This is a genomic window from Tabrizicola sp., from assembly GCF_031377265.1.
Lineage (GTDB): Bacteria > Pseudomonadota > Alphaproteobacteria > Rhodobacterales > Rhodobacteraceae > JAUYQR01.
On the sequence record NZ_JANMET010000325.1, the window covers coordinates 1 to 26,320 of the forward strand.

General features: G+C 62.4%; 31 protein-coding genes and 1 pseudogene. 17 read left to right on the forward strand and 15 right to left on the reverse strand.

What is annotated here, in order from left to right; translation table 11 throughout:
• From RMO18_RS17540 to RMO18_RS17550, 3 genes and pseudogenes are all read left to right on the forward strand, one after another.
• Window positions 1-696: pseudogene (locus RMO18_RS17540) on the forward strand (F0F1 ATP synthase subunit beta); the annotation flags it as partial.
• Between the two features lie 10 nt (window positions 697-706).
• Window positions 707-1,099 (forward strand): F0F1 ATP synthase subunit epsilon, encoded by a 393-nt coding sequence (locus RMO18_RS17545; protein WP_309667652.1) that lies wholly within the window; start codon window positions 707-709, stop codon window positions 1,097-1,099.
• Between the two features lie 109 nt (window positions 1,100-1,208).
• Complete coding sequence (locus RMO18_RS17550) at window positions 1,209-1,556, forward strand: H-type lectin domain-containing protein (RefSeq protein ID WP_309667653.1); 348 nt, start codon at window positions 1,209-1,211, stop codon at window positions 1,554-1,556.
• Between the two features lie 16 nt (window positions 1,557-1,572).
• Here RMO18_RS17550 and RMO18_RS17555 read toward each other — a convergent pair whose 3' ends face one another.
• Window positions 1,573-2,637: a phosphatase PAP2 family protein gene (locus RMO18_RS17555; protein WP_309667655.1), complete on the reverse strand. Its 1,065-nt coding sequence runs from the start codon at window positions 2,635-2,637 to the stop codon at window positions 1,573-1,575.
• Between the two features lie 99 nt (window positions 2,638-2,736).
• On the reverse strand, window positions 2,737-3,756 hold the full coding sequence (locus tag RMO18_RS17560; RefSeq protein WP_309667657.1) for a ribose-phosphate pyrophosphokinase: 1,020 nt from the start codon (window positions 3,754-3,756) through the stop codon (window positions 2,737-2,739).
• Between the two features lie 93 nt (window positions 3,757-3,849).
• On the opposite strand from RMO18_RS17560, the gene RMO18_RS17565 reads away from it, so the two are divergent.
• Together RMO18_RS17565 and RMO18_RS17570 are read left to right on the forward strand one after the other, a co-directional pair.
• Window positions 3,850-4,446 carry a 2-hydroxychromene-2-carboxylate isomerase gene (locus tag RMO18_RS17565; protein ID WP_309667658.1) on the forward strand — a complete coding sequence of 199 codons (597 nt, stop codon included), beginning with the start codon at window positions 3,850-3,852 and terminating at the stop codon, window positions 4,444-4,446.
• Window positions 4,447-5,262, forward strand: a complete 816-nt coding sequence (locus RMO18_RS17570) for an alpha/beta fold hydrolase (RefSeq protein WP_309667659.1) — start codon at window positions 4,447-4,449, stop codon at window positions 5,260-5,262. It begins immediately after the preceding gene.
• 323 nt (window positions 5,263-5,585) lie between these two features.
• On the opposite strand, the gene RMO18_RS17575 is transcribed toward RMO18_RS17570, so the two are convergent.
• The 8 genes from RMO18_RS17575 to RMO18_RS17610 all read right to left on the reverse strand — a co-directional run bounded on the left by RMO18_RS17575 (window position 5,586) and on the right by RMO18_RS17610 (window position 11,806).
• Window positions 5,586-6,617 (reverse strand): beta-eliminating lyase-related protein, encoded by a 1,032-nt coding sequence (locus tag RMO18_RS17575; RefSeq protein ID WP_309667660.1) that lies wholly within the window; start codon window positions 6,615-6,617, stop codon window positions 5,586-5,588.
• Window positions 6,617-7,069 carry a YcgN family cysteine cluster protein gene (locus RMO18_RS17580; protein ID WP_309667661.1) on the reverse strand — a complete coding sequence of 151 codons (453 nt, stop codon included), beginning with the start codon at window positions 7,067-7,069 and terminating at the stop codon, window positions 6,617-6,619. Before RMO18_RS17580 ends, RMO18_RS17575 begins: the two co-directional genes overlap by 1 nt.
• A gap of 52 nt (window positions 7,070-7,121) precedes the next feature.
• Window positions 7,122-8,045, reverse strand: coding sequence for a bifunctional riboflavin kinase/FAD synthetase (locus RMO18_RS17585; protein ID WP_309667663.1), 924 nt, complete (start codon window positions 8,043-8,045; stop codon window positions 7,122-7,124).
• A 29-nt stretch (window positions 8,046-8,074) separates the two neighbouring features.
• A complete protein-coding gene (locus RMO18_RS17590; RefSeq protein WP_309667664.1) occupies window positions 8,075-8,518 on the reverse strand; it encodes a MaoC family dehydratase in 444 nt (147 codons plus the stop codon).
• A gap of 118 nt (window positions 8,519-8,636) precedes the next feature.
• Complete coding sequence (locus RMO18_RS17595; protein WP_309667666.1) at window positions 8,637-9,527, reverse strand: TIGR01459 family HAD-type hydrolase; 891 nt, start codon at window positions 9,525-9,527, stop codon at window positions 8,637-8,639.
• Between the two features lie 74 nt (window positions 9,528-9,601).
• The gene (locus RMO18_RS17600; protein WP_309667668.1) at window positions 9,602-10,411 is read right to left on the reverse strand and encodes a 3-methyl-2-oxobutanoate hydroxymethyltransferase; all 810 of its coding nucleotides are present in this window, start codon (window positions 10,409-10,411) and stop codon (window positions 9,602-9,604) included.
• Window positions 10,408-10,722: a MocE family 2Fe-2S type ferredoxin gene (locus RMO18_RS17605; protein ID WP_309667669.1), complete on the reverse strand. Its 315-nt coding sequence runs from the start codon at window positions 10,720-10,722 to the stop codon at window positions 10,408-10,410. Before RMO18_RS17605 ends, RMO18_RS17600 begins: the two co-directional genes overlap by 4 nt.
• 7 nt (window positions 10,723-10,729) lie before the next feature.
• A complete protein-coding gene (locus RMO18_RS17610; protein ID WP_309667670.1) occupies window positions 10,730-11,806 on the reverse strand; it encodes a fatty acid desaturase family protein in 1,077 nt (358 codons plus the stop codon).
• 150 nt (window positions 11,807-11,956) lie between these two features.
• Here RMO18_RS17610 and RMO18_RS17615 point away from each other — a divergent pair, with 150 nt between their 5' ends.
• From RMO18_RS17615 to iolG, 6 genes are all read left to right on the forward strand, one after another.
• A complete protein-coding gene (locus tag RMO18_RS17615) occupies window positions 11,957-12,988 on the forward strand; it encodes a LacI family DNA-binding transcriptional regulator (protein ID WP_309667671.1) in 1,032 nt (343 codons plus the stop codon).
• Between the two features lie 128 nt (window positions 12,989-13,116).
• Complete coding sequence (locus RMO18_RS17620) at window positions 13,117-13,923, forward strand: TIM barrel protein (protein ID WP_309667672.1); 807 nt, start codon at window positions 13,117-13,119, stop codon at window positions 13,921-13,923.
• A gap of 195 nt (window positions 13,924-14,118) precedes the next feature.
• Window positions 14,119-15,060, forward strand: a complete 942-nt coding sequence (locus tag RMO18_RS17625; protein ID WP_309667673.1) for a substrate-binding domain-containing protein — start codon at window positions 14,119-14,121, stop codon at window positions 15,058-15,060.
• A 107-nt stretch (window positions 15,061-15,167) separates the two neighbouring features.
• On the forward strand, window positions 15,168-16,238 hold the full coding sequence (locus tag RMO18_RS17630) for an ABC transporter permease (protein WP_309667675.1): 1,071 nt from the start codon (window positions 15,168-15,170) through the stop codon (window positions 16,236-16,238).
• Window positions 16,238-17,008, forward strand: coding sequence for an ATP-binding cassette domain-containing protein (locus RMO18_RS17635; RefSeq protein ID WP_405054105.1), 771 nt, complete (start codon window positions 16,238-16,240; stop codon window positions 17,006-17,008). The genes RMO18_RS17630 and RMO18_RS17635 overlap by 1 nt, the downstream gene beginning before the upstream one ends.
• A gap of 106 nt (window positions 17,009-17,114) precedes the next feature.
• Entirely contained in the window at window positions 17,115-18,116 is a 1,002-nt protein-coding gene (gene iolG / locus RMO18_RS17640; RefSeq protein ID WP_309667676.1) for an inositol 2-dehydrogenase, read from the forward strand.
• Between the two features lie 41 nt (window positions 18,117-18,157).
• On the opposite strand, the gene RMO18_RS17645 is transcribed toward iolG, so the two are convergent.
• Complete coding sequence (locus RMO18_RS17645) at window positions 18,158-19,078, reverse strand: manganese-dependent inorganic pyrophosphatase (protein ID WP_309667678.1); 921 nt, start codon at window positions 19,076-19,078, stop codon at window positions 18,158-18,160.
• A gap of 297 nt (window positions 19,079-19,375) precedes the next feature.
• Here RMO18_RS17645 and RMO18_RS17650 point away from each other — a divergent pair, with 297 nt between their 5' ends.
• Window positions 19,376-19,546, forward strand: coding sequence for a hypothetical protein (locus RMO18_RS17650; RefSeq protein ID WP_309667679.1), 171 nt, complete (start codon window positions 19,376-19,378; stop codon window positions 19,544-19,546).
• On the opposite strand, the gene RMO18_RS17655 is transcribed toward RMO18_RS17650, so the two are convergent.
• On the reverse strand, window positions 19,543-20,295 hold the full coding sequence (locus RMO18_RS17655) for an N-acyl homoserine lactonase family protein (protein WP_309667681.1): 753 nt from the start codon (window positions 20,293-20,295) through the stop codon (window positions 19,543-19,545). The genes RMO18_RS17650 and RMO18_RS17655 overlap by 4 nt on opposite strands.
• Window positions 20,296-21,285: a TraB/GumN family protein gene (locus RMO18_RS17660; protein WP_309667682.1), complete on the reverse strand. Its 990-nt coding sequence runs from the start codon at window positions 21,283-21,285 to the stop codon at window positions 20,296-20,298.
• A gap of 189 nt (window positions 21,286-21,474) precedes the next feature.
• On the opposite strand from RMO18_RS17660, the gene RMO18_RS17665 reads away from it, so the two are divergent.
• The 5 genes from RMO18_RS17665 to RMO18_RS17685 all read left to right on the forward strand — a co-directional run bounded on the left by RMO18_RS17665 (window position 21,475) and on the right by RMO18_RS17685 (window position 25,412).
• Window positions 21,475-21,762, forward strand: a complete 288-nt coding sequence (locus RMO18_RS17665; protein ID WP_309667683.1) for a co-chaperone GroES — start codon at window positions 21,475-21,477, stop codon at window positions 21,760-21,762.
• Between the two features lie 69 nt (window positions 21,763-21,831).
• Window positions 21,832-23,481: a chaperonin GroEL gene (gene groL / locus RMO18_RS17670; RefSeq protein ID WP_309667684.1), complete on the forward strand. Its 1,650-nt coding sequence runs from the start codon at window positions 21,832-21,834 to the stop codon at window positions 23,479-23,481.
• Between the two features lie 111 nt (window positions 23,482-23,592).
• On the forward strand, window positions 23,593-23,928 hold the full coding sequence (locus RMO18_RS17675) for a hypothetical protein (RefSeq protein WP_309667686.1): 336 nt from the start codon (window positions 23,593-23,595) through the stop codon (window positions 23,926-23,928).
• A gap of 5 nt (window positions 23,929-23,933) precedes the next feature.
• Complete coding sequence (locus RMO18_RS17680; RefSeq protein ID WP_309667688.1) at window positions 23,934-24,458, forward strand: N-acetyltransferase; 525 nt, start codon at window positions 23,934-23,936, stop codon at window positions 24,456-24,458.
• Between the two features lie 81 nt (window positions 24,459-24,539).
• Window positions 24,540-25,412: a DMT family transporter gene (locus RMO18_RS17685; RefSeq protein ID WP_309667689.1), complete on the forward strand. Its 873-nt coding sequence runs from the start codon at window positions 24,540-24,542 to the stop codon at window positions 25,410-25,412.
• On the opposite strand, the gene RMO18_RS17690 is transcribed toward RMO18_RS17685, so the two are convergent.
• Window positions 25,388-25,876, reverse strand: coding sequence for a GNAT family N-acetyltransferase (locus RMO18_RS17690; protein WP_309667691.1), 489 nt, complete (start codon window positions 25,874-25,876; stop codon window positions 25,388-25,390). The genes RMO18_RS17685 and RMO18_RS17690 overlap by 25 nt on opposite strands.
• A complete protein-coding gene (locus RMO18_RS17695; RefSeq protein WP_309667693.1) occupies window positions 25,873-26,319 on the reverse strand; it encodes a GreA/GreB family elongation factor in 447 nt (148 codons plus the stop codon). Before RMO18_RS17695 ends, RMO18_RS17690 begins: the two co-directional genes overlap by 4 nt.
• Between the last annotated feature and the right edge of the window lies 1 nt (window position 26,320).

Sequence of the window (26,320 nt, forward strand, 5' to 3'; positions counted from 1 at the left end):
GGCACGGACGTGCTGTTCTTCGTCGACAACATCTTCCGCTTTACCCAAGCCGGTTCGGAAGTGTCCGCCCTTTTGGGACGTATCCCGTCGGCCGTGGGCTATCAGCCGACGCTGGCCACAGACATGGGCGCGCTGCAGGAACGCATCACCTCGACCAAGGCGGGTTCGATCACTTCGGTGCAGGCGATCTATGTGCCGGCAGACGACCTGACCGACCCCGCGCCGGCAACCTCGTTCGCGCACCTCGATGCGACGACGGTTCTCAGCCGCGCGATTTCGGAGCTTGGCATCTATCCGGCCGTTGACCCGCTCGACTCGACCTCGCGGATCCTTGACCCGCTGGTTGTGGGGCAGGAACACTATGACGTGGCGCGCTCGGTACAGGGCATGCTGCAGCGCTACAAGTCGCTGCAGGACATCATCGCCATTCTGGGCATGGACGAGCTGTCGGAAGAGGACAAGCTGACCGTGGCGCGCGCGCGCAAGATTCAGCGGTTCCTCAGCCAGCCGTTCGACGTGGCGCAGGTGTTCACCGGTAGCCCCGGCGTGCAGGTGCCGCTGGAAAAGACCATCTCGTCCTTCAAGGCAGTGGTTGCGGGTGAGTATGACCACCTGCCGGAAGCCGCCTTCTACATGGTCGGCGACATCGAAGAAGTGAAAGCCAAAGCCGCCAAACTGGCTGCGGCTGCGGCCTGAGGGGGCAGTGATGGCAGGATCTGTGCAATTCGACCTGGTCAGCCCGGAACGGCGGCTGGCTTCGGTCAAAGCGACCGAAGTGCAGATTCCCGGTGCGATGGGCGATCTGACGGCGATGGAGGGGCATGCCCCCACCATCACCACCCTGCGCCCCGGTGTGCTGCGGGTGATTGGTGTTGATGGCACCAAAGCCTATGTGGTGACCGGTGGTTTTGCCGAGATCAGTGCCACCAGCGTGTCGGTGCTTGCCGAACGTGCGGTGCCGCTGGAAGAGCTGACGCCTGCCACGCTGGATGCGCTGGTGGCAGATGCTTGCGAGGCGGCGGCAGTGAATTCCGACAAGGACGCTGCTGACAAGACGGTCGCCGATCTCAACGCGATGCGGCTGTCGGCGGGGCTCTGAGACCAAGCTGGATTTCTTGAAGGCCCTGCTGAGAAGCGGGGTCTTTTCTTTTTGTTGCAAGAAACGCCATACTCTAGATCTGTAATCGTATCGGGTGTGTGGGTCTGTAATGAAGCGATTTGCTGGCAAGATCGGTGTGGAGCAGGGCTCGACAGTCCTGTTCTCGGACTTTGCGAACGACGGGACGATGTGGGCCGGAAGCGGCCCGCGCGAAGTGCGCCATGTGCAACGCTTCAAGGAAAGCTTTGGTGAAGTTCCCGCTGTGATGGTTGGTATTTCGATGTGGGACATGGACCACAAGGTGAATTCGCGTGCCGATATCAGCGCCGAGAATGTGACCACGAAGGGCTTTCAGATCGTGTTCCGGACATGGGGTGATACCCGGGTCGCGCGCATCCGTGCTGACTGGACCGCGATTGGCCCTGTCAGTGATGACGATGACTGGGATGTGGTGTGAGCGACCTTTAGGACGCCTAATCCTGGCGTGTTTCCGCAAGACCCCAGATATCGCGCGCTACGATCCAGCCTGACAGCTTCCACGCGCCGTATGCCACCAGCGCCCCAAGATATCCGTCAATCGCGTAGTGCCAGGCCAACAGCACCGATCCCAGCATGATCGTCGTGGCAAATGCCCCGAAAAAGATAGCGGGCCAACGCCCGAAGCGCGCCGCATAGATCGCCATCAGCACGGAACTGGCAACGTGCATGCTGGGCATCGCCGAGATCCCGCTTAGGCTGCCGGGTCGCGAATAGAAATCCCAGAGCAGATTCTGCGTCTCGACCACCGATATCGGCGCGGCGCTGGCGTGGGCGTTCAACAGGTTCATCAGCGGGGCGAACGTGTCGCCAAGGCCGAGACGGGCATAATAAACCGGTCCCGCCGAAGAAAAGACTGTGGCCAGCAGGTTGCCACCGATCGCCCATGTCAGGATGAAAGCGACGAAATACTGCATCCGGAGCCGTGGGTTGCCGGTGTAAAAGCAGGTGGCGAACAGCACGAAATACAGCAGGAAAAGCCACGCGTTATAGGCGCCGGTCACAGCAGTGATGATCAGAGGATTGCCAAACACCGCGTGCGCCAGTTCGTAGGGATGAACCCCGAAGTGCAAGACCCGATCAAGCGCCATGAACGCTTCGTCCCACGAGAAAGGGTGGATCGTCGGGATCAGCCGTTTCAGCTGTGCAAACGACACCAGCACCAGGACCATCAGCACCGTGCCGATCAGGCCGTTCAGCAACCGATGCGGATCGGTGACAATCGCGCGGATGTCTGCCTTGAACCATTCGATCTGGTTCGGCGGCTTGATCACATAACGCATATAGACGAACCGACCGATCAGCAGGAAATAGGCCATTGAGGGCAGCATGCTGGAAAAGTTCCAGAACAGCGCACCGCCCATCTCGGTGTCGACGCTGACATTGAAAGCGATGCCGAAGGACTGAGAGATAAGCACGTAAATCCCGACAAGCCCAATCAGCAGAGCATGCTCACGCAGGATCACACGGATCCGGGATCGATTGGCGGTCAGCTGCATCATCTTTCCACATCTTGAGAACAGTATGCAATCTGCCGCCTGATTGTGACCCAAAGTTGGCAGAATTGGCCTTGAAAGATGATCTTACCCGTGTTGAACAGCTCAGGGGCGCTGATACAGACCCTCATAGATCGGAATGAGGGTATCAGTCTCGAACAGTGACGACACCGACATGCCGCCCCAAATGTTCAGGATCGCCTGGGCAAAGATCGGGGCAGTGGGCACGATGCGGATGTTGCGGGCATTGCGGACCGCCTCTGACGGCTCGATGCTGTCGGTGATGACCAGCGATTTCATGACCGAGTTCTGGACCCGCTCCACTGCCGGGCCGGACAACACGCCATGGGTGATGTAGCTGTGCACTTCGGTGGCGCCCTGTTCCATCAGCACTTCTGCCGCCTTGCACAGCGTTCCGGCGGTATCGCAGATGTCGTCCACGATGATGCATTTCTTGCCTTCGACACTGCCGATCACTGTCATTCCGGCGATCTCGCCGGCCTTTTCGCGGCGTTTGTCGACAATCGCGAGAGGGGCGTTGATCCGTTTGGCCAGTTCGCGCGCGCGCGCCACGCCACCGACATCGGGTGACACCACCATCATGTCATCCATCTGGCCCTTGAAATGATGTTCGATATCCAGGGCAAACACTGGCGATGCATAGAGGTTGTCCACTGGAATGTCGAAAAACCCCTGAATCTGGGCCGCATGCAGATCCAGCGTCAGCACGCGGTCCACACCCGCCCGGGTGATCAGGTTGGCAACCAACTTGGCAGAAATCGGCGTGCGGGCCTTGGCGCGGCGATCTTGCCTTGCATAACCGAAATAAGGGATCACGGCGGTGATGCGGCTGGCCGATGACCGCCGCAGCGCATCAGTCATGATCAACAATTCCATCAGATTGTCATTCGCCGGGTTAGACGTGGACTGGATGATGTACATGTCTTCACCACGCACATTTTCGAACACTTCGACGAAGATTTCCTGATCGTTGAACCGTTCGACCCGCGCATCGACCAGATTCACGCTCATCCCCCGGTGCATCGACATGCGGCGCGCGATGGATTTTGCCAGCGTTTGATTGGCGTTTCCGGCGATCAGCTTCGGTTCAGTGATGGTGGACATTCAGGGGGCTCCGGTCGCGGTGGCGCGTTGCGTTGACACCGCTTATCACCGAGATAGGGTCTTGCAAACCGTGACCCGGGAAAGGGACCACAAATGGCGCAGATTGATTACTTCTTTGCACCGATGTCGCCGTTTACCTACCTCGCCGGCGCTGGACTCGAGGCTATTGCCGCGCGCCACGCTGCCGAAGTCCGCTACATCCCGATTGATGCACCGGCGCTGTTTCCGCGCACCGGAGGGCAGTTGCTTGCCGAACGGCATGAAAGTCGCAAAGCCTATCGCTTGCAGGAGATGCGGCGGGTGGCGAAAAAACGGGGCGTGCCGCTGTTGATGCCAGCACCGTTCTTTCCGGTGAACCCAGCACCCGCCAGCTATGCAATCATCGCAGCGGCCAAGGCAGGCGGCGGGGATCTGGCTGGTCTGGTCCAGGCCTTTCCGCGCGCCGTCTGGGCCGAGGGCCGCAATATTGCGGAGGACGAGGTGGTGAAGGATCTCTTGGCGCAGCACGGGTTTGATCCGTCCGTGGCCGACCGTTACATGCTGGCTGCGGCCGAAACCTATGCTGCCAACCTTGAAGAGGCGGTGTCGCGCGGGGTCTTCGGCGTGCCGTTCTACATTGTTGGCGAAGAACGGTTTTGGGGGCAGGACCGGCTTGAGGACCTGGACCTGTTTTTGTCCGGAAAACTTTGAGTGCCTGAGGCCCTGATTGCCGGGCATCCAACCGCGTGGCGGGTCTGGGAGCGGGGCGGGGCGCGCAGGGTGCTGGCGCTGCACTGCTCGCTTGGGCATTCGGGCATGTGGTCGGGGCTGGCTGAACGGCTAACGGGTGTGTCGGTGACGGCGCCCGACCTGCCAGGGCATGGCAAGTCTGGCGACTGGGACGGGCGGGAGGATTTTCATGCGCTGTCCGCGCGGGTCGCGACGTCAATAGCGGAATTGGCGGGTACCGGCGAACCTGTTGACCTGATCGGGCATTCTTTCGGGGCGACAGTGGCGCTGCGGATCGCCTTGGAACGACCGGATCTTGTACGGTCACTGGTGTTGGTGGAGCCGGTGATCTTTGCTGCCGCCAAAGACGATCCGACCTACGCGCCGTTGCTTTCCGAACATCGGACAGTGGCGCTGCTGATTGCCAATGGTGACCGCGCAAAGGCGGCGGCGCTGTTTCACGCGAGATGGGGCACGGGCGAGGCTTTTGCCGACCTGTCGGCACGGCAGCAGGGTGCCATCATTGCGCGCATTCATCTGATCGCTGCGCAGAACGACGTGCTGCTTGACGATACGGCGGGCTTGCTGCGCCCCGGTGGGCTGGAAGCGATCAGGGTGCCGGTGCTGATGATTGAAGGCGGCGACAGCCCGCCAATCATCCACGCAGTGCAAGCCGCGCTTTGTGCGCGGCTGCCGTTGGTGACACGGCTGATCGTGCAGGGGGCGGAGCATATGGTGCCGATAACGCACCCCGGTGACGTGGCGCGATCAGTGCAGATGCATCTCGACGCAAGCTGAGCCGGGTTTGGCGCAGTCGCAGTCGCAGTCGCGTTTGCCTTGCGTCAGGCGGCCATCATCGTTGGTGCCCGTGCCAGAGAAGTCTGCAGAGGCCGCAGTTGGCAGAAGTCCGGTCAAAAGGACGGGCCCGAGAAGCATGGGTTTCAGCGCGCTGTTTTTGCAATGACACCGGAAACGGGGCGTCACAGTATCTCGGGTCTGCTCCCGACGGGCTTGATGGGCACTGGCGGGCGTGAACTGCCGCAAGTTGCGCAAGACGCTGGTGGGTTTTCGTCGAGCGCCCGGTTGTAGCGTCGCTCTCTGGAAATCTTCAGAAATGGAACTCAAGGGCGGAGTGCGGCCAGAAACCCGTCGACATGCGCCTCGGTGGTGTTCCATAAGGTGACAAGACGCGCGCCTTCGCGGCCATCGGGCAGGTCCCAGGCATAGTACTGGGCACCACCGGCTTGGGCGCGCGTGTGCCCTCCCGCAGGCCATTCGGGGAACATCATGTTGGCCTGCACAGGGTGCTTTTGCACCACGCCCGGAATGGCGGCGAGACCGTTGGCCAGCCGCGCGCCCATGGCATTGGCCTGCCCCGCCAGCCGGAGCCACAGGCCGTCCTGCAGATACGCCTCGAACTGGGCGGCCAGCATCCGATGCTTGGAAAACAGATGCCCACCCCGCTTGCGGCGCAGCTCGAACTCCCAGGCCTTCACGGGGTCGAACATCACCACGGCTTCAACCCCTAGGCAGCCGTTCTTGGTGCCGCCAAAAGACAGCACGTCGATCCCGGCCTTCCAGGTCATTTCGGCCGGGGTCGCCCCGGTGGCCACCAGCGCATTGGCAAAACGCGCGCCATCCAGATGCGAGGGCAGGCCCTTGGCTTGCGCCAGCGCAGTCAACGCGGCTACCTCGGTCGGGGTGTAGACGGTGCCTGCCTCGGTCACGTTGGTTACCGATAGCATGCCCCGCTGCACGCCGTGCACGCCACCTTCGCCGGTGCGCGCCATCGCCTCGGCCAGGCCATCTGGCGTCATCTTGCCGTGGTCGCCCGGCACCAGCACCAGCTTTGCGCCATTGGTATAAAACTCTGGCGCGCCGCATTCGTCGACGGCGATATGTGCGTCCTGATGGCAGAACACCGCGCCCCAGGGCGGGCAATAGGTGGCCAAGGCCAGCGCATTCGCCGCAGTACCGGTTGCCACCAGATAGACAGCGGCCTCTGGCGCCTCCAGCAGTGCGCGCACGGCGGCAGTCACCCGCTGCATCGCGGCATCGGCACCATATGACGTTTCATAGCCATCGTTGGCGCGCAGCACGGCGGCCATCACTTCCGGGGCCGCCCCAGAGGTGTTGTCAGAGGCAAAAAACATCAGGGGCCTTCCTCGATGATATAGTCTTCCCAGTCTTCTTCCGGCACCGAAAACTCCGGCACCGTCCAGCCGCGCACGGAATTGCCCGAGGCATGCGTGCTTTCCGGATCTCCGGTCAGCAGGGGGTGCCATTCTGGCAGGGGTTTGCCTTGGTGCAGCAGTTTGTAGGCGCAGGTCTGCGGCATCCAGTAGGCCACCTTCGCCAAGGTCTTTGGCGTCAGGAACACGCATTCCGGCACGTATTGGCGCCGCGTCTCGTACTTGCTGCACCGGCACGCCTCGCCGTCCAGCAACCGGCAAGCGACGCGGGTAAAGGCGACCTCGCCGGTGTCCTCAAACTCCAGCTTGTTCAGGCAGCATTTGCCGCAGCCGTCACACAGCGCCTCCCATTCGGGGGGCGTCATCTTGGCAAGTGGAACGGTTTCCCAGAACCTGGGGCGAAGTTTTGTCATGCGCGGAAGGTGCCCGGTTGGGTGGGGAAAGGGAAGGGGGTGAGGGTGCAGATCAAAGCGCGACGAGGATTTCCCGCGCAAGGTCGCAATCGGCGGCCATCTGGGTAATCAGGGCGGGCAGCCCGTCGAACTTCAGTTCCGGTCGCAGGAAATCGACCAGAGCCACCGACAAGTGCTGATCGTAAAGATCACCTTTGAAATCAAAGAGGAAGGTTTCAAGGTTTGGCGTATTCACCCCGAACATCGGCCGCACGCCAAGGCTTGCGGCGCCATGATAGCTGCCAGCCTGCGGGCCGGTCAGGATGTCGACCAGCACCGCATACACCCCAAAGCGCGGCAGATGCAGGCCGGCAAGGCTCATGTTTGCGGTGGGGTAGCCAAGCTCGCGGCCACGCTTTTCGCCGTGCAGCACCGCGCCCTCGATCCTGTGCCAGTGGCCCAGCATGTCGGCGGCGTCGCGCGGGCGGCCTTCGGTCAATGCCGAGCGGATCGCGGTGGACGAGATTTCGCGGCCTGCTTGCGCGATCAACGGCGCAATGGTGGTGCGAAAGCCAAGCGTCTCACCAAGCGCCGCCAGATCGGCGGCCTTGCCCTTGCGGCCCTTGCCGAAACAAAAATCCGACCCCACGACGACATGCGAAATTCCCAAGCCATCGGCCAGCACGTCGCGGACGAATTCCTCGGGGGTCAGGCCCGCAAGCGTGGCGTCGAACGGCAGTTGGAACAACCGCTGCACCCCCAGTTTGGCCAGCCGGTTGGCGCGGGCTTCCGCATTCATCAGCCGGAAGGGCGGGCTGTCGGGCGCAAAGTATTCGCGGGGATGCGGCTCGAAGGTAACGATGCCCAGTGGCGCCGACCCACGGGCCAGATCGATGACTGATCCGTGGCCCAGATGCAGGCCGTCGAAATTGCCCATCGCCACAGAAGCGCCCCTGACCTTTGGATCAAGCCCTTGCCACGTCTTGTAAAGCTGCATCCTGCCCCGGGGTTCGGGGCCTGGCCCCGTCAGTCGAACTTGCGGCTTGGCGCCAGAACCAGCGCCTCACCCTTGAGAACCACGGTTTTACCGACTGCGCAGTGGGTTTCAAGGGTGACCCGCCGTTTGGCGTGGTCAATTGCTGTCACGGTCACCTCGGCGCGCACGGTATCGCCGGGCCGGACGGGGGCCAGAAAGCGCAGGGACTGGCCAAGGTAGACGGTGCCGTGGCCCGGCAATTGTTCACCGATCACGGCTGAAATCAGGCCGGCGGTCAGCATTCCGTGGGCAATTCGGCCCTCAAAGATCGTGTCGCGGGCATAAGCGTCGTCCAGATGCACCGGATTATGGTCGGTGGACACCTCGGCGAACAGCTGGATATCGCGGTCGGTGACGGTTTTCGTCAAATGCCGGGTCATGCCGATTTCGATGTCTTCGATACAGATCGTGCCTCGGGGCATATTGTCCAGCATTTGGGCGAATCCTGCAAATCTTGGGCGACCTTAGCGCATGCCGCACCGCGGCGCAAATTCTTTGCGCAAGATGTGTGCGAATTGTTCGACCATTGAGCAATAATGTTACTGATGGGATCTATCGCAGGTACCCGACGGCAAAGGTCGCGGACAGTTGCTTGGCCTCCAGCCAGTCGTCAAGCAGGCCACCGTCAGGGTTCGCCGGATCGGCCCCGAACTGGTCGGCCGCCAGCCCGCCAGTGACGAACAGGGTATCCAACCCCTCGGCCATGCCGCCCTGCACATCCGTGGCAATTCCGTCGCCGATGCACAGGATCTGCGGATCGCCCCGGTCCGAGATGGCGGCAAGCCGACGGCGCGCGAGGTCATAGATTGGCGGATGCGGTTTGCCGAAATACAACGCTTCGCCGCCCATCGCCTGATACGCCTCGGCCAGCGCGCCGGCGCAATAGAGCCGCTTTTCACCAAGGTCGACGACGATGTCGGGGTTGGCGCAAAGCATCTTGAGGCCACGGGTCTTGGCCAACAGCAGTTGCGCGCGATAATCGGCAGGCGTTTCGGTCAGATCATTGACCAGACCGGTGCAGACGATGCCTTCCGCCTCAGTCAGCGAAACGCGGGTGACCGGGGGTCTTGTCGCGGCATAGGCGGCGAGATCATCGGCAAATTCGGTGAAAAACACCTCGTCCTTCGGCGCACCGATGTGAAACACCCGCTGCCCGACGGCGCCCGAAAGCATCCCCATCTGTGCCGCATCGCCGGAACTGACGACTGCATCCCACGCATCGCGTGGCACACCAAGCCCGTCAAGCTGGGTGATCACGCTGGCATTCGGGCGGGGCGCGTTGGTTAGCAGCACCACGACGCCCCCATCTGCCCGGTAGGCCTGCAACGCCGCAACTGCCGCCGGAAAGGCCGCCTTTCCGTTATGCAGGCAGCCCCAAAGATCGCAGAACACCGCGTCATAGCGGCCAGCGACTTCGGATAGGGCGGAGAGGATACGGGTCATGCGGGCACCTGACTGCAAGGGCGGTTGATGCCTTGCAATGCCACATGGGGCGGATGATCGCAAATGGCCAGCGGCTACTGCCGGGCCAGCCAGCCGGAAAACTCTGCCGCCACTTCTGCCTCGGCCTCGACCAGATAGGGGGCCGACGGATAGGTGCCCCCGTGCACATCCGCCGCGAAGGCCGTCATCGCCTGCACCCGCAACCCCTGCAGCCGGTCATATTCGGCGGCAAGGTTGGCATAGGCCTTGGCATGGCGCGGCACATGGCCCCGGTTCTGGCCAAGGATATCATCGCTGAACAGATACTGCGCATGGCCACCCGCGCCTGCCCCCATTGATATCAGGAAAAGCGAGGTCTTTGCCGCGATAGCCGCCGTGATCGCCGCAGGCACCACCTCGATCTCGGCGGCAAAGGCGCCGGCGTCTTCCAGTGCGACGCAGGCATCCCAGATCCATTTCGCCTGATCCAGCGTCTTGCCGACAGCGCGGAAGCCGCCGGTCCAGGTACGCTTCGACGGGATCAACCCGACATGGCCGCAGACCGGCACCGCATGATCGGCCAGCAGCCGCACCGTGGCCAGCGACCCCGAACAATAGACGCCATCCGCACCATGCTTGATCAGCGGCATCGCCCAGCGCAGAAAGTCATCCGGGCTACCGATCTCGTAGAAATTGTCGCCGGGAAAGATGAAGGCACCGGGGGCGACAGCGCGAAAACGCGGATCAAGCACCATCGCTGGCGGCACCGACAGCAGCTCCACCCCTGCAGCTTCGGCGGCGGCGGCCTCATCCAGCGTCTCGACCCGCAGCATGGCGTAAGGCTGGCCACGCCCCGCCCGCAGCGACGCAACGGTGTGGCGGATGGACGGGGCGAAGGCCATCATGCCACCCCCACAAAGACGCGCCCGCCGACCACCTTGACCGGATAGGTCCTGAGGTTGACGCAAACCGGGGCCCGCTTCGCCTCACCGGTCCGATAATCGAACTGGCCATTGTGCTTGGGGCATTCGATCAGATGACCCATCACCAGGCCATCACACAGATGCACCTCTTCATGCGTGCACCTGCCGGCGGTGGCGAAGAAATCCCCTTCCGGTGAATGGTAAATGGCAAAGGTCTGGCTGCCGTGATCAAAGCGGATCAGGTCTTCTTCCTCGATGTCATCGGTGGCGCAGGCGTCGATCCATTCGGTCATCACGTCCTCATTCGGCTGCGCCAAGGGCGCCAAGATGGAAATCTTCGCGGTAAGGCCGCGCGGTTGGCGGCAAGTCGCGCTTTAGGAAATAGTCCTGGTTCATCAGCTGGCGCTTGAACGCGGGCCACATCTCGGCATAGCCGGCGGCGATCGAAGGGGTCGGCACCGGCAGATCGGAATTGATCCGCGCGTGCAGCTCTGGCATGCGGTGATAGGGCACCATCGGGAACATGTGGTGTTCGACGTGGTAGTTCATGTTCCAGTAGATGAAGCGGCTCACCGGGTTCATCAGCACGGTGCGGCTGTTCAGGCGGTGGTCGGTCACGTTGTCGGCCAGCCCGCCGTGCTGCAAAAGGCCGGTCATCACGTGATGCCACGCGCCGTACATCCGTGGCAGGCCAATGACCATCAGGGGCAGGATCGATTGCATCCAGATGGCCAGCGCCAGCGTGGCCGCATAGATCGCGGTGTAGAGGATGGCCACACGCCGCACCTTGCCCCATTCGCTTTCGGGCACGAAAGTGCGTTCTTCAGCGTTCGGGCCGTACAGGGCGTTGTAGACCATGTTCGGGAAAAACCGGATCACGTCGATGATGCCGAAGAAGTTCAGGATCACCTTGGCCAGTTCCGGCGGGCGCATTACGGCGATCTCCGGGTCGCGGCCAACGATCACGGTGTCGGTGTGATGGCGGGCATGGCTCCACCGCCAGGTGGCGGAGTTGCGCATGATCATGAACGAAGCGATCTCGTAGACCACGGTATTCATCCAACCGGTGCGGAACGCGGTGCCGTGACCGCATTCGTGCCAGCGCGAATCCGACGCGCTGCCGTACAGGACCCCGTAGGCAAGCCAGAACGGCGCCGACCAAGGGCTGGGCCAAAGCGCGATGCCGAGGCCCGCGAAAAGGATCATCGCGCCGTAAAGAAGGATGGTGTCACGGATCGCCGGGCTATCGTCGCGCTGCATCAGCGCCTTCATGTCCTTGCGCGGCACATCGGTGTGATACCACTCCGCCGCCGCAAGCCCGGTTTCCACCGCGCGGCGCGCATCGGTTCCCAGAAGGCTATAGTCGCGTGTGGCCATGGTATCATCCCTGTCTTGCGGGCCAGTCGCGCGGCCCGTTGATTCGTCGATAGTCCGACTTGCCCGGGTTTACCAATAGCGGTGATTGCAACTTCCATCAAAACCCATCATCAATTCGACAGGAATGATCGTTTTTCGTCAGGGTTCAGCATGGCCAATCGACCTACCATCCACGATGTCGCCCGTGAGGCCGGAGTGTCCTCCGCGACCGTTGACCGCGTGCTGAACGCACGGGAAAAGGTGCGCGAGGATACCGCACGGCGCGTCTATGAGGCGGCGCGTCTGGTCGGGTACCACGCCGCCGCGCTGATCGGGCAACGGGTGCACATGGACCAGCCGCGCCTCCGGCTTGGGGTCGTGTTGCACAAGGAGCGCCAGGCCTTTTACCAAAGCTTCAAAGCCGAGATCGAGCGCGCGGTGGCCGAAGCCACCGGTCTGCGCGCGTCGGCGGTGATCGAGTTTGCTGCCTCCCAGACGCCATCTGACTTCACCAGTCTGATCGAGGGCATGGCGGGCCGCGTCGATGCCATTGCCGCAACAGCCGTGACCCACCCAGAGGTGACAGAGGCAGTGATCCGGTTGAATGGCAAGGGCATTCCGTGCTTTGCCCTGCTGAACGACTTTGCCCAGGGGGTGCGGCAGAACTATCTTGGCCTGAACAACATGAAGATCGGGCGGATCGCGGCCCATCTGATTGCTGAAACAACGCATCAGTCTGGAAAGATTGCTGTTTTTGTCGGCGGCTACCGCTGGCATGGCCACGAACTGCGCGAAACCGGCTTTCGCAGCTATTTCCACGAATATGCGCCGCAGTTCACCATTCTCGACACGCTGGTCAACCTTGAGACGCGGCAACTGACGTATGAAGCGACACTGGATCTGTTGGGCCGCCACCCCGATCTGCGCGGCATTTACTGCGCCGGGGGCGGCATGGAGGGCGCGATTGCGGCGCTCCGCGAGGTGCGCCAGCCCGGCGAAGTGGCCCTGGTGGTGAACGAGTTGACCCCGGAAAGCCGGTCGGCGCTGATCTCGCGCTATGTCAGTATGGCGATCGCGACGCCGTTGACCCGGCTCTGCAACGACCTCGTGACCCTTGCGGCAACTGCGGTGCAGAATGGCATCCTGCCGGTACAGGGCCAGCATTTCCTGCAACCAGATCTGTATTTGCCCGAATCTGTTTGATGTAAATCCATCATGGGCTGACTTGAAGTTCGTCAGATATGACGAAGAAACATCTGTGCTCGATTGACGCACACTGATCAGGCCGACATGGTCTGTGCCTGCACCACGACGGCGGGGAGGCCTGAGGGATGACGGCATTTGCGCTCAATCACATGACGGTTGCGCGGCTTGGTTACAGCGCATTGCTGGATCTGGCTGCTGATCTTGGGATGGTCGGGGTCGAGGTTCGCAACGATTTGCCGCAACCGCTGTTCGACGGGATGACGCCCGAGGCCGCCGGGGCGATGGCGCAGGCAAAGGGGCTGCGTCTTCTGGCTGTGGCCGAGGTGAAGCGGTTCAATGACTGGTCCGAAACGAAGGCCGCCGAAGCGTTGGCATTGATGCGCATCGCCAAGGCGGCGGGCGCGGAGGCGGTTTCACTGATCCCGCGCAACGACAATCTTGGCATGGGCAACGGCGAACGTCAGGCAGCGCTGCGCGTGGCGCTGAAGGCGCTGAAGCCGATGCTGGAAGATCACGGTCTGGTCGGCATGGTCGAACCGCTCGGCTTCGAGATCTGCGCCTTGCGCTACAAGTCAGAGGCGGTTGAGGCGATTGAGGCAATAGGCGGCACCGGTCGCTTCAAGCTGGTGCACGACACCTTTCATCACACGCTGGCCCATGGCGGACCGCTGTTCCCTGCCCATACCGGCATCATCCACATCTCGGGCGTGGTCGATCAAGCCGTGCCTCTGGGCCAGATGACCGACGCCCACCGCGTGCTGGTGGATCGGGACGACGTTCTTGGCAACGCCGGTCAGATCCGTGCGCTGCAGGCGGCGGGCTACACCGGCCCCATCTCCTTCGAGGCCTTTGCGACGTCGGTTCATGCGTTGTCCGATCCCGGCGCTGCACTAAGGGCGAGCATGGATCATCTTTCCATGGAAACCGCATGAGCGGTCAGCGGCCAACTGTTCAGTCGATTTGCAACCGGTTGCAAGAATCGCTTGACCGCACACAGGAACTTCTTCAGCCTGCCTTAGAGGGCTGATCGAGTCGCCCGGATCGTGCCATTCAGGTGCGGCGGGGGGAAATGAAGCAAACTAATCCTGCCGAACGGAATGGCAGGCTATCTCTGGGAGGAGTGAACCATGACTAAGACCCTACTCGCTGCTGGCGTCGTTGCACTGATGTCGACCACTGCCATGGCTGACGGCATCGGTGTGTCAATGGCGGCGTTTGACGACAACTTTCTGACGGTTCTTCGCAACGGCCTTCAGGCTCAGGCCGATGCCTCGGGCCTGTCGGTGCAGATTGAAGACGCGCAGAACGACGTCGCCAAGCAGCTGGACCAGATCAACAACTTCATCGCCTCGGGCGTCACGGCGATCATCGTCAACCCGGTTGACACCTCGGCCACGCAGGCGATGACCGATGCAGCCGCTGCGGCTGGTGTGCCGCTGGTCTATGTGAACCGCCAGCCGATCAACCTTGACACGCTGCCCGACAACCAGGCTTTCGTCGCCTCGAACGAGGTGGACAGCGGCACCCTGGAAACCATCGCGCTGTGCGACAACTGGGCGGCTGAAGGCAAGACCGAAGTCAACGTCTATGTCATGCAGGGTGAGCTGTCGAACCAGGCCGCAGTGCAGCGCACGCAAGATATCTATGACGTGATCGAGGCCGGCAAGTGCAAGGTCAAGGTCAACGTGATCGATCAGCAGACCGCAAACTGGAGCCGCGATCAAGCCACCTCGCTGATGACCAACTGGCTGTCTTCGGGTGCGGCATTTGATGGCGTCATCGCCAACAACGACGAAATGGCAATTGGCGCCATTCAGGCGATGAAGGCAGCGGGCATCGACATGGCGACTGTGCAGGTCGGTGGCGTCGACGCAACGCAAGATGCACTGGCGGCGATGCAGGCAGGTGATCTGGATGTGACCGTGTTCCAGAACGCAAAGGCGCAGGGTTCGGGCGCACTGGATGCAGCCGTCAAGCTGGCAGCCGGCGAAGCTGTCGATCAGGCGGTCTGGATTCCGTTTGAACTGGTGACCCCGGCCAACGTCGCGGATTATCTGGCCAAGAACTGATCCTTGCAGACATAGTCGAAAGGGCGGTGCACCAGCGCCGCCCTTTTACCCCTGCGCCTGTCCAATTTGGACAGCCCGGTACGACACCTTAATGGAAGGGGCGAAACATGGCCAAGACTTCTGAGGGAATTGGAGGGCTGTCCTACGACGCAAGAAAGCGCACCCGCCCACCCGAACTGAACGTGCTGGCCGCCCTGATTCTGATCATCGTGGCCTTCGAGCTGCTTGGCCAACTGTTCATCGGTGACAGCTTTTTGTTCAACACCCGCGACAACTTGGACACCCTTTTCAACGAGCAGCGGTTGCAGATCATCATCCTGCAGGTCGCCATCGTCGGCATCATTGCACTGGGGGTGACGCAGGTCATCATCACCGGGGGGATTGATCTGTCGTCCGGCTCGATTGTTGGCGTAACCGCGATGGTGGCGATGAGCTTTGCACAGGTGGCCGTGGTCAATGGCAACCCAAACCCCAAAGCGATCTTTGGGTCGGAATGGATGGACCTGCCGGTGATCGTGCCGATTCTGGTCGGCCTTTGCTGCGGGCTTTTCGCCGGTTTGGTGAATGGGGCGCTGATTGCCTATACCCGCATCCCGCCGTTCATCGCCACGCTTGGCATGATGGTATCGGCGCGCGGTTTTGCCAAATGGTGGTCGAAAGGCAACCCGATTTCCTTCCCCACCGAAAGCTATGCCACCATCGGCAAGGGGATGATGCCGGTGCTAATTTTCGTCTTTCTGGCGGTGCTGTTTCATCTGATCATGACCCAGACGAAATACGGCAAGCATTGCTATGCCATCGGCTCGAACGAGGCGGCGGCGCGGATGTCGGGGATCAATGTCACCGGTCACAAGGTGCTGGTCTATACGATTGCGGGCGCGCTGGCTGCACTTGCGGCCATCGTGCTGTCGTCAAAGAACCTGACTGCGCAGGCCGGCATGGGGGTGATGTACGAACTGGACGCCATCGCCATGGCGGTGATCGGCGGCGTCAGCCTGCAGGGCGGGCGCGGGTCGATCATCGGCACCTGCCTTGGCGCGCTGATCTTTGGCGTCATCATCTCGGGGTTCACGTTCCTCAAGCTTGACGCCTATTACCAGGAGATGGTGAAGGGCTTGATCATCGTCGGCGCCGTGGTGTTGGACCAGTGGCGCCAAACCAAGCGGGGGCGCGGATAATGACCGACATCATTCTGGAAACCCGCGGCCTGACCAAGCATTACGGTGGTGTGCATGCGCTGACACAGGCGAACTTTGCCCTGCGGCGCGGCGAGCATGTGGCGATCATGGGCGACAACGGCGCAGGCAAGTCTACCTTCGTGCGCCAGATCACCGGGGTCGAAAAGCCGACCGAAGGCCAGATCATCTTTGACGGGGTGGAGCACATGTTCCAAAGCCCGATCGAGGCGCGCGAAGCCGGGATCGAGACGGTGTTCCAGACGCTGGCGCTGGCCGACGATCTGGACGTGCCGTCAAACCTGTTTCTGGGTCGCGAACGGATCCGCTTCAACCTTGGCCCGTTCTCGATCCTCGACAAGAAGGGAATGCGCGAGGCCGCGATGGCGGCGCTGGTCAAGACCGGGGTCAAGATCCCGAACCTGATGAACACCATCCGCAACATGTCGGGCGGGCAGCGGCAATGCGTGGCCATCGCGCGCACCGCAGCGTTCAAATCCAAGCTGGTGATCATGGACGAACCCACCGCAGCGCTGGGCGTGCAGGAAACCGCGCAGGTCGAAAATATCATCCGCACGCTGAAAGAGGCGGGCGAGCCGTTGATCCTGATCAGCCACAACATGCGGCAAGTGTTCGATCTGACGGACCGGATCGTGGTGTTCCGGCGGGGCCGCATCGTGGCCAATCTGCGCAAGGAAGAAACGAGCGGTGAGGACGTGGTCGCCTACATCACCGGTGCCAAGACCGGGGCCGAGTACGAAGGCGCGGCCTGAGCACCGCTTGCCGCCCGTTTGCCACCAGCTTGCCGTGGCGCTATGAGCGGCGCATGTGTTTTGACTGGAACAACGCGGGCAGCGACCCGCAAGCAAGGAACGAGAAATGACGCTGAACTTTGCCATCCTCGGGGCCGGTCGTATCGGGCAGGTCCACGCCCGCGCCGTTGCCGGAACCCCCGGCGCGCGGCTGGTGGCCATCGCCGATCCGGTCGCTGCGGCGGCCGAAGTGGTCAAGGCCGCCTATGGCTGTGACATCCGCAGCATCGACGCAATCCTTGCCTCGAAGGACGTGGATGCCGTGGTGATCTGCACGCCTACCGACACCCATGCCGACCTGATCGAGCGGTTCGTCAAGGCCGGCAAAGCAGTGTTCTGCGAAAAGCCGGTTGATCTGTCGCTGGCGCGCGTCGCCGCCTGCCTGAAGGTGGTGAAGGCTGAAAAGGGCACGCTGATGGTTGGCTTCAACCGCCGCTTTGACCCGGATTTCATGGCGGTGAAGGCCGCGATCGATGCCGGCCAGATCGGCGCCGTTGAAATGGTGACGATCACCAGCCGCGACCCCGGCGCACCGCCACATGATTACATCACCCGTTCGGGCGGAATCTTCCGCGACATGACGATCCATGATTTCGACATGGCGCGCTGGCTTTTGGGCGAAGAGGTTGAAACCGTGCAAGCCGCCGCTTCGGTGCTGACCGACCCCAAGATTGGCGAGCTTGGCGATTATGACAGCGTCAACGTGATCCTGCGCACGGCCAGCGGACGGCAGGCGATCATCACCAACAGCCGTCGTGCCGCCTATGGCTATGACCAGCGGATCGAGGTGCTGGGTTCCAGTGGCATGGTCGCGGCGCAGAACCATGGCGAACACCGGATGACCTTTGCCGACAAGTCGGGCTTCCACGACGCGCCGCTGCTGAACTTCTTCATGACCCGCTACATCGCGGCCTATGCCAACGAGATCGCGGCCTTTGTTGGCGCGGTCCAGCACGGCACCGCCACGCCGACCACGGGCGAGGACGGGTTGATGGCGCTGGCTCTGGCAGAAGCGGCGCTGAAATCGGTGGCCGAGGGGCGCAGCGTGAAACTGTCCGAGGTCATGTGACGATCAGGCGGCGCGCGGGACCGACCCGCGCGCCAGCCTTGTTACAGCTTCAGTGCCGGGATGATCTGCTTTTTGCGGCTCATCAGGCCGGGGATCACCACCGTGTCGCCGGTTACCTGCACCCCGAACGACGCTTCGGCCATCTGCTTGACCAGATCGTTCGGCACCAGCAGCGTCGCTTCTTCGCGGATGATGTCGATGACGAACAGCAGCACCTGATCCGCGCCATCCTCTTTCGCCACGTCGACCATCGAGGCCATTAGACTGGCCTTGCGGTCAAGCACCACCTTCGGCGCGGTGGTCTCAAGCACCGATACGCGCAATTCCTTGCCCGCGACGTTGTATTCCTTGCTGTCCATCCGCAACAACGCCGCGTCCGAAAAGGCCGACACATCGGACTTCGCCTCAAACATCTTTGCGGCCAGATCCGCGATCACCACACCCACGTCGGCCGCCAGTTTTTCGGCCACGGCGCGGTCATGGTCAGTGGTGGTGGGCGAACGGAATGCCAGCGTGTCGGATACAATGCATGACAGCATCGCGCCCTTGATCTCGCGCGGAAGGCCTGCCACGTCGGTACCCATGATGTCGTGCATCACGGTGGCGGTGCAGGCCAGCGGCCGCATCACGATGTTGATTGGCGTCTTGGTCTTCAGCCCGCCCACCAGCATGTGATGGTCGATGATCGCCATGATGTTGGCGTCGTTGATGGACGGCGGCAGTTCAGCGGGGTTGTTGGTGTCGACAATCACCACGTCTTGCCCGGCGGCCACGTCGGCGATGATCTCGGGCTTTTCAAAGCCCCAGTGTTTCAGCACGAAGGTCGCTTCGGTGTTCGGCTCGCCCAGCAGACGCGGTTGGGCATCACCGCCGCGCCGGTTGGTCAAATACCAGGCCCAGACGATGGCGGACATCGTGGCATCTGTGTCGGGGGATTTGTGGCCGAAGACGAGAGTGGTCATGCGTGGAAACCTTCAGAATTGGATTTGTGGCGCGGTATAGGCGAGGCTGCGGCGATTGTCACGCGGGCAGGGCTGCGGTAACATGAGGGCCTCGCAAGTGGAGTGCCCTGACAATGGACCTGACCGTCTGAACCCCCAAGTGGGTATCAACCCACCGCGCCGCAACGGCTGCGGGACGATGGCAATCACCGCGAGGAGTGCCCTGACAATGGACCAGATGCAGTAAACCCTTCGGGGTGCAAGGTTGCCGTGCCGGAGTGCGCGGCCAGACAGTCCACTCAGACCAAGAGGCAAGACATGCCGAAATTTCCACCCACACCTGCCGAAGCGGGGCAGAAACCGTTGGCCAATGCCAAAGCAAAGCCGAAGGGCTTTGACCTGAGCAGCCTGAAACCGCCGAAAGCCCAGCAATTTGCGCGGCTGACGATGAAGAGGAACCTGCTTCCGGGCAAATCCGGGCAGCGCTAAGCGAAAAAGGCCGGGGCTTTTCGCAGCCCCGGCCACTGCGCGGGGTCGTGCCCGAAAATCAGCAGCCCGCCGTCCGCCGCAAGCCCAAACAAGCGCGCGGCAGAGGCCTGCGCCGCCACCGGATCAGCCGCATCGGCAAAGCCCTCGGCAGGTTCGGAGGCGCGGTTGATCGCGTCGATGGCAAGGATTACCGGGCCGGTTTCAGGCAAGGCGACCCGCACCGACAGGTGCCCCGGCGTATGTCCGGGGGTGGGAATCAGCGTCAGTCCGGCACACAGATCTGTATCATCATCAATCAGGTGATACACGGTTTCCGGCCAAACCATCGGCCGCGCCTTACCGAAATAGGACGGGCGCGGATCTGCGCGTTCGGTCCGGGTCATCAGCACTGGGCAACGAAACAGCGGCAGCGATCCGACGTGATCGATATGGCCGTGGCTAAGGACCACCAGGTCAATATCTTCAGGGCGCAGCCCCAGCAGCGCCAGTTGCCCCACTGCGGTCTGGCGGGCGGAAAAGTCGATCAGCCGCCCGAAACCCGGCAGGCCATCGCGCGCCGCAATGCCGGAATCGGTTGCATAGCTTGGGGGAAAGCCTGTGTCGATCAGCAGGTTAGCCCCCCGGTCGGTCTGCACCAGAAAGCCCGGAATGCCGATCACCCGTTCACCGCCGCGCACCTCGAACAGGCCCAAGTCCAGAACGTAAAGCCGCACCACGCGGTGGCCGCGAAAGAACGGGCCTGCGGTCATTTACAGCGGCAGCGGCTCGATCGTGAAGCCTTGCGCCTCCAGCAGGGCCAGCACTCCCTCTTGTCCCGGCAGATGCAATGCCCCGAAGGCGGCAAACACCGGGCCGGTCGCTGCGGCTTTTTCCAGCACTGGAATCCAGTTGCGGTTGCGGCTGGCCATCAGGGCCTCTTCCATACGTGCAAATTCCGCATCCACCTGCGCGCGGCTAAAGCCCGGCGTCTTGTGCGCAATGTCGCGCATAAGTTCCCACATCAGGCGGCTTTCACCGGCGAAATAGCTGTCAGCCAGGGTTATCGAGAAATCCTCGGATTTGTCTTCCACCGCCAGCGTGCTTTCGATCATCGCCATCTGGTCGGCATCGGTCATCAGGTCGAACACCTTGAACACGGTATCGAACGGCTCCAGCGCCTTGACCGGCACGCCCGCCGCTTCGGCAGTGTCGATCACCAGGCCATCCAGCCCCTTGGGGTTGCTCATCTGGGCCATCGCACAGGGCGGCACCGCAAGAAGGACATTCACGTACCAGGGCTGCAACTTTGCCGCCATGAAGCCGGGAATACCGCGCTGTGACAATGCACCAGACAGTTTTGACCACAGCTCCGGCGACATCTGCTGGATCAACGACGGCCCCTCGGTGATCATCATCAGCGAGGGGTCCTGCGCCATCAACGCCAACAGTGCCTTTTCTTCGTCAGGCCCGGCCTCGACCAGAACACTGGTCGCGGTTTCGATCACGGGGGCAACGGCCGCCAGAGTGGCGTTATGCCGTGGGTCGTCGAAATGGTAAGTGCCGACCAGCGTTATCACCTCGCTGCCGCGTGTTGCCCGCCAGAAGTTCCCTTTGGGAAATGGCACGGCATCTGCGGCGGTTTCCAAGGCTGCACGATCCGCCTCGGGCATCCGGTCGAACAGGTTTTCGCCAACACATTGGGCCGTAACGGGGGTGGCAAGCAGGACAAGAGCGGCAAGACAAGCGGCGATGCGGGACATGGGGCCTCGGATTCTGTTGCGCAGGGTTACCGTCGCATTCCAGCGCCGAAATACAAAGCGAAAAGGCGCGTTACGTGGGGTCGGGGTGTTGACTTTGGCGCTGCCCTTGCCTACCTCACGCTTCGTTAGCACTCGCACCCCGTGAGTGCTAAGATCACTCAACCTGGAAACTCAAGGGAGTATACCCAGATGGCTTTCACACCGCTGCATGACCGCGTATTGGTCCGCCGCATCCAAGGCGAAGACAAGACCAAGGGCGGTCTGATCATCCCCGACACCGCCAAGGAAAAGCCTGCCGAGGGCGAGATCGTTGCCGCCGGTCCGGGCGCACGCAAGGATTCGGGCGAGCTGATCGCCCCGTCGGTCAAGGCTGGCGATCGCATCCTGTTCGGCAAATGGTCGGGCACTGAAGTGACGCTCGACGGCGAAGAGCTGCTGATCATGAAAGAAAGCGACATTCTCGGCATCATCGCCTGAGAACCACCGTTTTCCATGGTGCGTGCATCCGCGCACCTTACCGAAATCCTTTGAACTGGAGTCTGTAACATGGCTGCGAAAGACGTCAAATTTGACACCGATGCCCGCGACCGCATGCTGCGCGGCGTCAACATCCTCGCCGATGCGGTGAAGGTGACCCTGGGCCCGAAAGGCCGCAACGTGGTGATCGACAAGAGCTTCGGCTCGCCGCGCATCACCAAGGACGGCGTGACCGTTGCCAAGGAAATCGAACTGGCTGACAAGTTCGAGAACATGGGCGCGCAAATGGTGAAGGAAGTCGCTTCCCGCACCAATGATGAGGCCGGCGACGGCACCACCACCGCGACCGTGCTGGCGCAAGCCATCATCAAGGAAGGCCTGAAGGCCGTGGCCGCGGGCATGAACCCGATGGACCTCAAGCGCGGCATCGACATGGCAGTGGTCAAGGTTGTGGCCGCGATCAAGGCAGCATCGCGTCCGGTCAAGGACACGGCTGAAGTGGCGCAAGTCGGCACCATCTCGGCCAACGGCGAGACGGAAATCGGTCGGCAAATCGCCGAAGCGATGCAGAAGGTCGGCAACGAGGGTGTCATCACCGTCGAAGAGAACAAGGGTCTTGAGACGGAAACCACCGTCGTTGAAGGCATGCAGTTCGACCGCGGCTACCTGTCGCCCTACTTCGTGACCAATGCCGACAAGATGGTTGCGGATCTGGAAGATTGCCTGATCCTGCTGCACGAGAAAAAGCTCTCGTCGCTGCAGCCGATGGTTCCGCAGCTGGAATCGGTGATCCAGTCGCAGCGCCCGCTGCTGATCATCTCGGAAGACGTCGAAGGCGAGGCACTGGCCACGCTGGTCGTGAACAAGCTGCGCGGCGGGTTGAAGATCGCTGCCGTCAAGGCGCCGGGCTTTGGTGATCGCCGCAAGGCGATGCTGCAGGACATCGCCATTCTGACCGGTGGTCAGGTGATCAGCGATGATCTGGGCATGAAGCTGGAATCGGTGACCATCGACATGCTTGGCAAAGCCAAGAAGATCTCGATCACCAAGGATAACACCACGATCATCGACGGCGCTGGCAACAAGGCCGAAATCGATGCACGCGTGGCGCAGATCCGTCAGCAGATCGAAGACACCACGTCGGACTACGACCGTGAAAAGCTGCAAGAGCGCGTGGCCAAACTGGCCGGCGGTGTTGCAGTGATCAAGGTCGGCGGCATGACCGAAGTCGAAGTCAAAGAGCGCAAGGACCGTGTCGATGACGCGCTGAACGCAACCCGCGCTGCCGTTCAAGAAGGCATCGTGGTTGGCGGCGGCGTGGCGCTGATCCAGGCGGGCAAGGTGCTTGAAGGCATGGTTGGCGCAAACGCCGACCAGACCAACGGCATCAACATCGTCCGCAAGGCGCTGGAAGCTCCGCTGCGTCAGATCGCCCAGAACGCGGGCGTCGACGGATCGGTTGTCGCAGGCAAAGTGCGCGAATCGAACGACAAGACCTTTGGCTTCAACGCGCAGACCGAAGAATATGGCGACATGTTCAAGTTCGGCGTGATTGACCCGGCCAAGGTCGTGCGCACCGCGCTGGAAGATGCAGCTTCGGTTGCATCCTTGCTGATCACCACCGAAGCCATGATCGCTGATCGTCCGGAGCCGAAGTCCGGCGGCGGCATGGGCGGCGGCGGCATGGGCGGCATGGGCGGCATGGACGGCATGATGTGATACTGCCCAAAAGGCAGATCGGGAAAAGGGCGCACTTCGGTGCGCCCTTTTTCTTTGCGCCAAGGCCGCAGCCCCGCTAGCTTTCGGGCATCACAGGGGAAGGGGTGGATGATGGCAACGGCAAACGCAGGCAAGCAGAACAGGCTGGTGATCTTTCTGATGGCGGTGGTCCTTGGGTTTGGGCTGTTCACCGCACTCGCGATACCTGCGGGCGAGTTCCCGTCATCAGGCTATGCGATCTTCAGCATGAGCCTTGATGCAGTGATGACGGTGATCCTTGCGGTGCTGCTGTTCGCCGAACGCGGGGCGGAAGCGTCGGGTGTGAAGACCGTTGCGATGCTGGTGGGCAGTGCAGGGGTGCTGGCGGGGGCGGCGCAGGTGCTGATCCGCTTTACCAGCGATCACGCCTGGTGGACTGGCCACTATCTGCCCCCGGTGTTCAACTGAAAGCCGTGAAGGGGGGCCGCGCAACCGGCCTCAAGGCTGGCTCTGCCACTGGCCCAGACAGCTTTCGCGTTGCGCGCCCGGATGATCACGCCCAGATCGACACCCTGTTGCGCCATGCCTTTCCGGGGCCGCAAGAGGCCGCCTTGATGCACCGGTTACGTGCAGAGGGACTGGTCGAGACTGAGGTGGTGATGGCGTTCGAGGATGCCATCGTGGCGCATCTGGCGCTGTCGTGGTTGGTGGAACCGGCTGGCTGGCTGGCCTTGGCACCGGTGTCGGTGGCGCCGGAATGGCAAGGCAGGGGTCTTGGCACCCGGTTGGTGGCAGGCGTGTTGCGGCTGGCGGCGATCAAGGGGCAGAGCGTGGTGGTGATCGGGCGAGCGTCGTTCTACCGGCGGGCGGGCTTTTCTCAGGATCGCGCCGCGCGGCTGCTGACCCCCTATCCACCGGCGGTGACCTTGTTGGCGCGGCCTGGCGAGGATGTGCCGGACGCGCGGGTGATCTATCCCGACGCCTTTGCGCAGCTCTGAGGCGGTGACTTTGCGGAGCGGCGTTCCGCCGCAAATCCTGTGTCTCGCCAGCGCGGCAGGGCCGCGATGGCTCGGGTCAAGATGAGTATTTTTGCAAAGAGCAAGCGCAGTTCCGGGGTGCGGCTGGCGGGATTGACGGGCGTGACGATGGTTGCGTTTGCCGGAAACTCGGTCTTGAACCGGATGGCGGTCGGGCAGGGGCTGATCGACCCGATGCTGTTTGTGGCACTGCGCTGCGGTGCGGGGGCGCTGGCGTTGGTGGGGCTGATGGCGCTGCAGGGTCGTCCTTGGGCCGGATGGGTGGGGCGCGGGTCTGGTGTTGCCGGTCTGACCGCGTATCTGGCAGGGTTTTCGCTGGCCTATGTGGCGCTGGACGCGGGGACGGGCGCGTTGATCCTGTTCGGCACGGTGCAGATCACCATGTTTGCCGGCGCGTTGATTGGCGGCGAGGCGGTGCCACCTCGGCGCTGGGCCGGCGCGGGGGTGGCCTTTGGCGGGCTTGTTGTCCTTCTGGCCCCGGCTGGTGTGGCACCAAGTGGCTTGCATGCGGTCTTGATGGCGGTGGCCGGGGTGGGCTGGGGGGTTTATTCGCTGGCCGGGCGCAAGCAGACGGATGCGCTGGCAGCGACAGCGGCAAACTTTGGGCTGGCGGCGCCCGGATTGGTTGGACTGGCGTTGCTCATGCCCGGCCATTGGAGCCTTGCGGGTGTTGCGCTGGCAGTCTTGTCGGGGGCGGTGACGTCGGGCCTGGGCTATGCGCTTTGGTACAGGGTGCTGCCAGAACTTGGTGCCGCACGGGCCGGCCTGGCGCAATTGACAGTGCCAATCATCGCGGCTGCTGCCGGAGTGTTGTTTCTGGGCGAAGCGGTGAGCCTGCGCTTTGGGCTGGCGGCTTTGCTGGTTTGCGCCGGAGTGCTGATCGGAACCCGTCAGAGCGGCTTTCCAAGGCGCTGAACCGTTTGCGTTTTCTGCCCTAACGTCACGGTTCCATGCGCGCCCGTAGGGGCAAACCCCTCGCGTTGCCAAAAGGCGCGGCCGCGCGGGTTTACGTCAAGCACGGCCAGATACATCGCGGCAGCGCCCTTGCTGCGGGCCACCTCTTCCAGATGTCGCAACAGGCGTTTCCCGGCCCCGGTCCCGCGCGCCGCCGCTGGCACGATCATCAGGCCAAGGTAACTGTCGCCCGGATTGGGAAAGCCGAACGACAGGTCTGCAAGCGCCAGAAGCCGCTCGCCTTCGAACAGCCCGGCACGGTAGCCATCGGCGGCAGACAGACCGGGCGGCGCGTCGCTGAAGAACTCGTCCACAAGGTATGGCAATGGCGGCTCTTCGCGCTCCATCCAGATGTAATCGGCGCTATCGCGCATCAGGTGCCAGATCGCCTCGCGGTCTTCGGCAAGGCAAAGGGCGCGGATCATGGCCGGTCAATCCCGGTAACAATCAGGCGCAGATCGCCCGATGGTTTGCGCCAGATCACCTCGTCGCCGATCTCGGCCCCAAGCAATGCGCGCGTCAGCGGCGATTGTGGCGCTATCCGGCCAGCCCCGGCATCAGCCTCATCTTCGCCGGTGATCTGATAGCGCGCAGTCTGGCCCGCCTCATCCTGCACCGTGACAGCCAGGCCAAAGGCCACCGATCGTAGCGCCTGTCGTGCGGGGTCGATGACGATGGCCGACCGCAACCGCGCCTCGAGATACCGGATGTCGCGCATCGCGGCGGCTTCGGGCTGTTTGTCCAGCCGTTCAGCCCGGGCGCGCAGCTTTTGCAGATCGGCCTGCCGCGCCGCAAGCCGGGATTGCAGCGTGGCCAACCCTTGCGGGGTCACATAGTTCGGATGCGGGCTGATCGGCAGGTCGGGCAGC

What these genes read in the sequence shown, in the direction of transcription:
- RMO18_RS17675 (WP_309667686.1), top strand. Translation starts at nt 23,593, where the DNA reads ATGGCAACGGCAAACGCAGGCAAGCAGAACAGGCTGGTGATCTTTCTG.
- RMO18_RS17605 (WP_309667669.1), bottom strand. Translation starts at nt 10,722, where the DNA reads ATGACCGAATGGATCGACGCCTGCGCCACCGATGACATCGAGGAAGAA.
- RMO18_RS17690 (WP_309667691.1), bottom strand. Translation starts at nt 25,876, where the DNA reads ATGATCCGCGCCCTTTGCCTTGCCGAAGACCGCGAGGCGATCTGGCAC.
- RMO18_RS17555 (WP_309667655.1), bottom strand. Translation starts at nt 2,637, where the DNA reads ATGATGCAGCTGACCGCCAATCGATCCCGGATCCGTGTGATCCTGCGT.
- RMO18_RS17585 (WP_309667663.1), bottom strand. Translation starts at nt 8,045, where the DNA reads ATGCAGCTTTACAAGACGTGGCAAGGGCTTGATCCAAAGGTCAGGGGC.
- RMO18_RS17665 (WP_309667683.1), top strand. Translation starts at nt 21,475, where the DNA reads ATGGCTTTCACACCGCTGCATGACCGCGTATTGGTCCGCCGCATCCAA.
- RMO18_RS17655 (WP_309667681.1), bottom strand. Translation starts at nt 20,295, where the DNA reads ATGACCGCAGGCCCGTTCTTTCGCGGCCACCGCGTGGTGCGGCTTTAC.
- RMO18_RS17575 (WP_309667660.1), bottom strand. Translation starts at nt 6,617, where the DNA reads ATGTTTTTTGCCTCTGACAACACCTCTGGGGCGGCCCCGGAAGTGATG.
- RMO18_RS17615 (WP_309667671.1), top strand. Translation starts at nt 11,957, where the DNA reads ATGGCCAATCGACCTACCATCCACGATGTCGCCCGTGAGGCCGGAGTG.
- RMO18_RS17660 (WP_309667682.1), bottom strand. Translation starts at nt 21,285, where the DNA reads ATGTCCCGCATCGCCGCTTGTCTTGCCGCTCTTGTCCTGCTTGCCACC.
- RMO18_RS17645 (WP_309667678.1), bottom strand. Translation starts at nt 19,078, where the DNA reads ATGACCACTCTCGTCTTCGGCCACAAATCCCCCGACACAGATGCCACG.
- iolG (WP_309667676.1), top strand. Translation starts at nt 17,115, where the DNA reads ATGACGCTGAACTTTGCCATCCTCGGGGCCGGTCGTATCGGGCAGGTC.
- RMO18_RS17630 (WP_309667675.1), top strand. Translation starts at nt 15,168, where the DNA reads ATGGCCAAGACTTCTGAGGGAATTGGAGGGCTGTCCTACGACGCAAGA.
- RMO18_RS17600 (WP_309667668.1), bottom strand. Translation starts at nt 10,411, where the DNA reads ATGATGGCCTTCGCCCCGTCCATCCGCCACACCGTTGCGTCGCTGCGG.
- RMO18_RS17565 (WP_309667658.1), top strand. Translation starts at nt 3,850, where the DNA reads ATGGCGCAGATTGATTACTTCTTTGCACCGATGTCGCCGTTTACCTAC.
- RMO18_RS17550 (WP_309667653.1), top strand. Translation starts at nt 1,209, where the DNA reads ATGAAGCGATTTGCTGGCAAGATCGGTGTGGAGCAGGGCTCGACAGTC.
- RMO18_RS17620 (WP_309667672.1), top strand. Translation starts at nt 13,117, where the DNA reads ATGACGGCATTTGCGCTCAATCACATGACGGTTGCGCGGCTTGGTTAC.
- RMO18_RS17590 (WP_309667664.1), bottom strand. Translation starts at nt 8,518, where the DNA reads ATGCTGGACAATATGCCCCGAGGCACGATCTGTATCGAAGACATCGAA.
- RMO18_RS17610 (WP_309667670.1), bottom strand. Translation starts at nt 11,806, where the DNA reads ATGGCCACACGCGACTATAGCCTTCTGGGAACCGATGCGCGCCGCGCG.
- RMO18_RS17650 (WP_309667679.1), top strand. Translation starts at nt 19,376, where the DNA reads ATGCCGAAATTTCCACCCACACCTGCCGAAGCGGGGCAGAAACCGTTG.
- RMO18_RS17685 (WP_309667689.1), top strand. Translation starts at nt 24,540, where the DNA reads ATGAGTATTTTTGCAAAGAGCAAGCGCAGTTCCGGGGTGCGGCTGGCG.
- RMO18_RS17560 (WP_309667657.1), bottom strand. Translation starts at nt 3,756, where the DNA reads ATGTCCACCATCACTGAACCGAAGCTGATCGCCGGAAACGCCAATCAA.
- RMO18_RS17635 (WP_405054105.1), top strand. Translation starts at nt 16,238, where the DNA reads ATGACCGACATCATTCTGGAAACCCGCGGCCTGACCAAGCATTACGGT.
- RMO18_RS17595 (WP_309667666.1), bottom strand. Translation starts at nt 9,527, where the DNA reads ATGACCCGTATCCTCTCCGCCCTATCCGAAGTCGCTGGCCGCTATGAC.
- RMO18_RS17625 (WP_309667673.1), top strand. Translation starts at nt 14,119, where the DNA reads ATGACTAAGACCCTACTCGCTGCTGGCGTCGTTGCACTGATGTCGACC.
- RMO18_RS17580 (WP_309667661.1), bottom strand. Translation starts at nt 7,069, where the DNA reads ATGACAAAACTTCGCCCCAGGTTCTGGGAAACCGTTCCACTTGCCAAG.
- groL (WP_309667684.1), top strand. Translation starts at nt 21,832, where the DNA reads ATGGCTGCGAAAGACGTCAAATTTGACACCGATGCCCGCGACCGCATG.
- RMO18_RS17545 (WP_309667652.1), top strand. Translation starts at nt 707, where the DNA reads ATGGCAGGATCTGTGCAATTCGACCTGGTCAGCCCGGAACGGCGGCTG.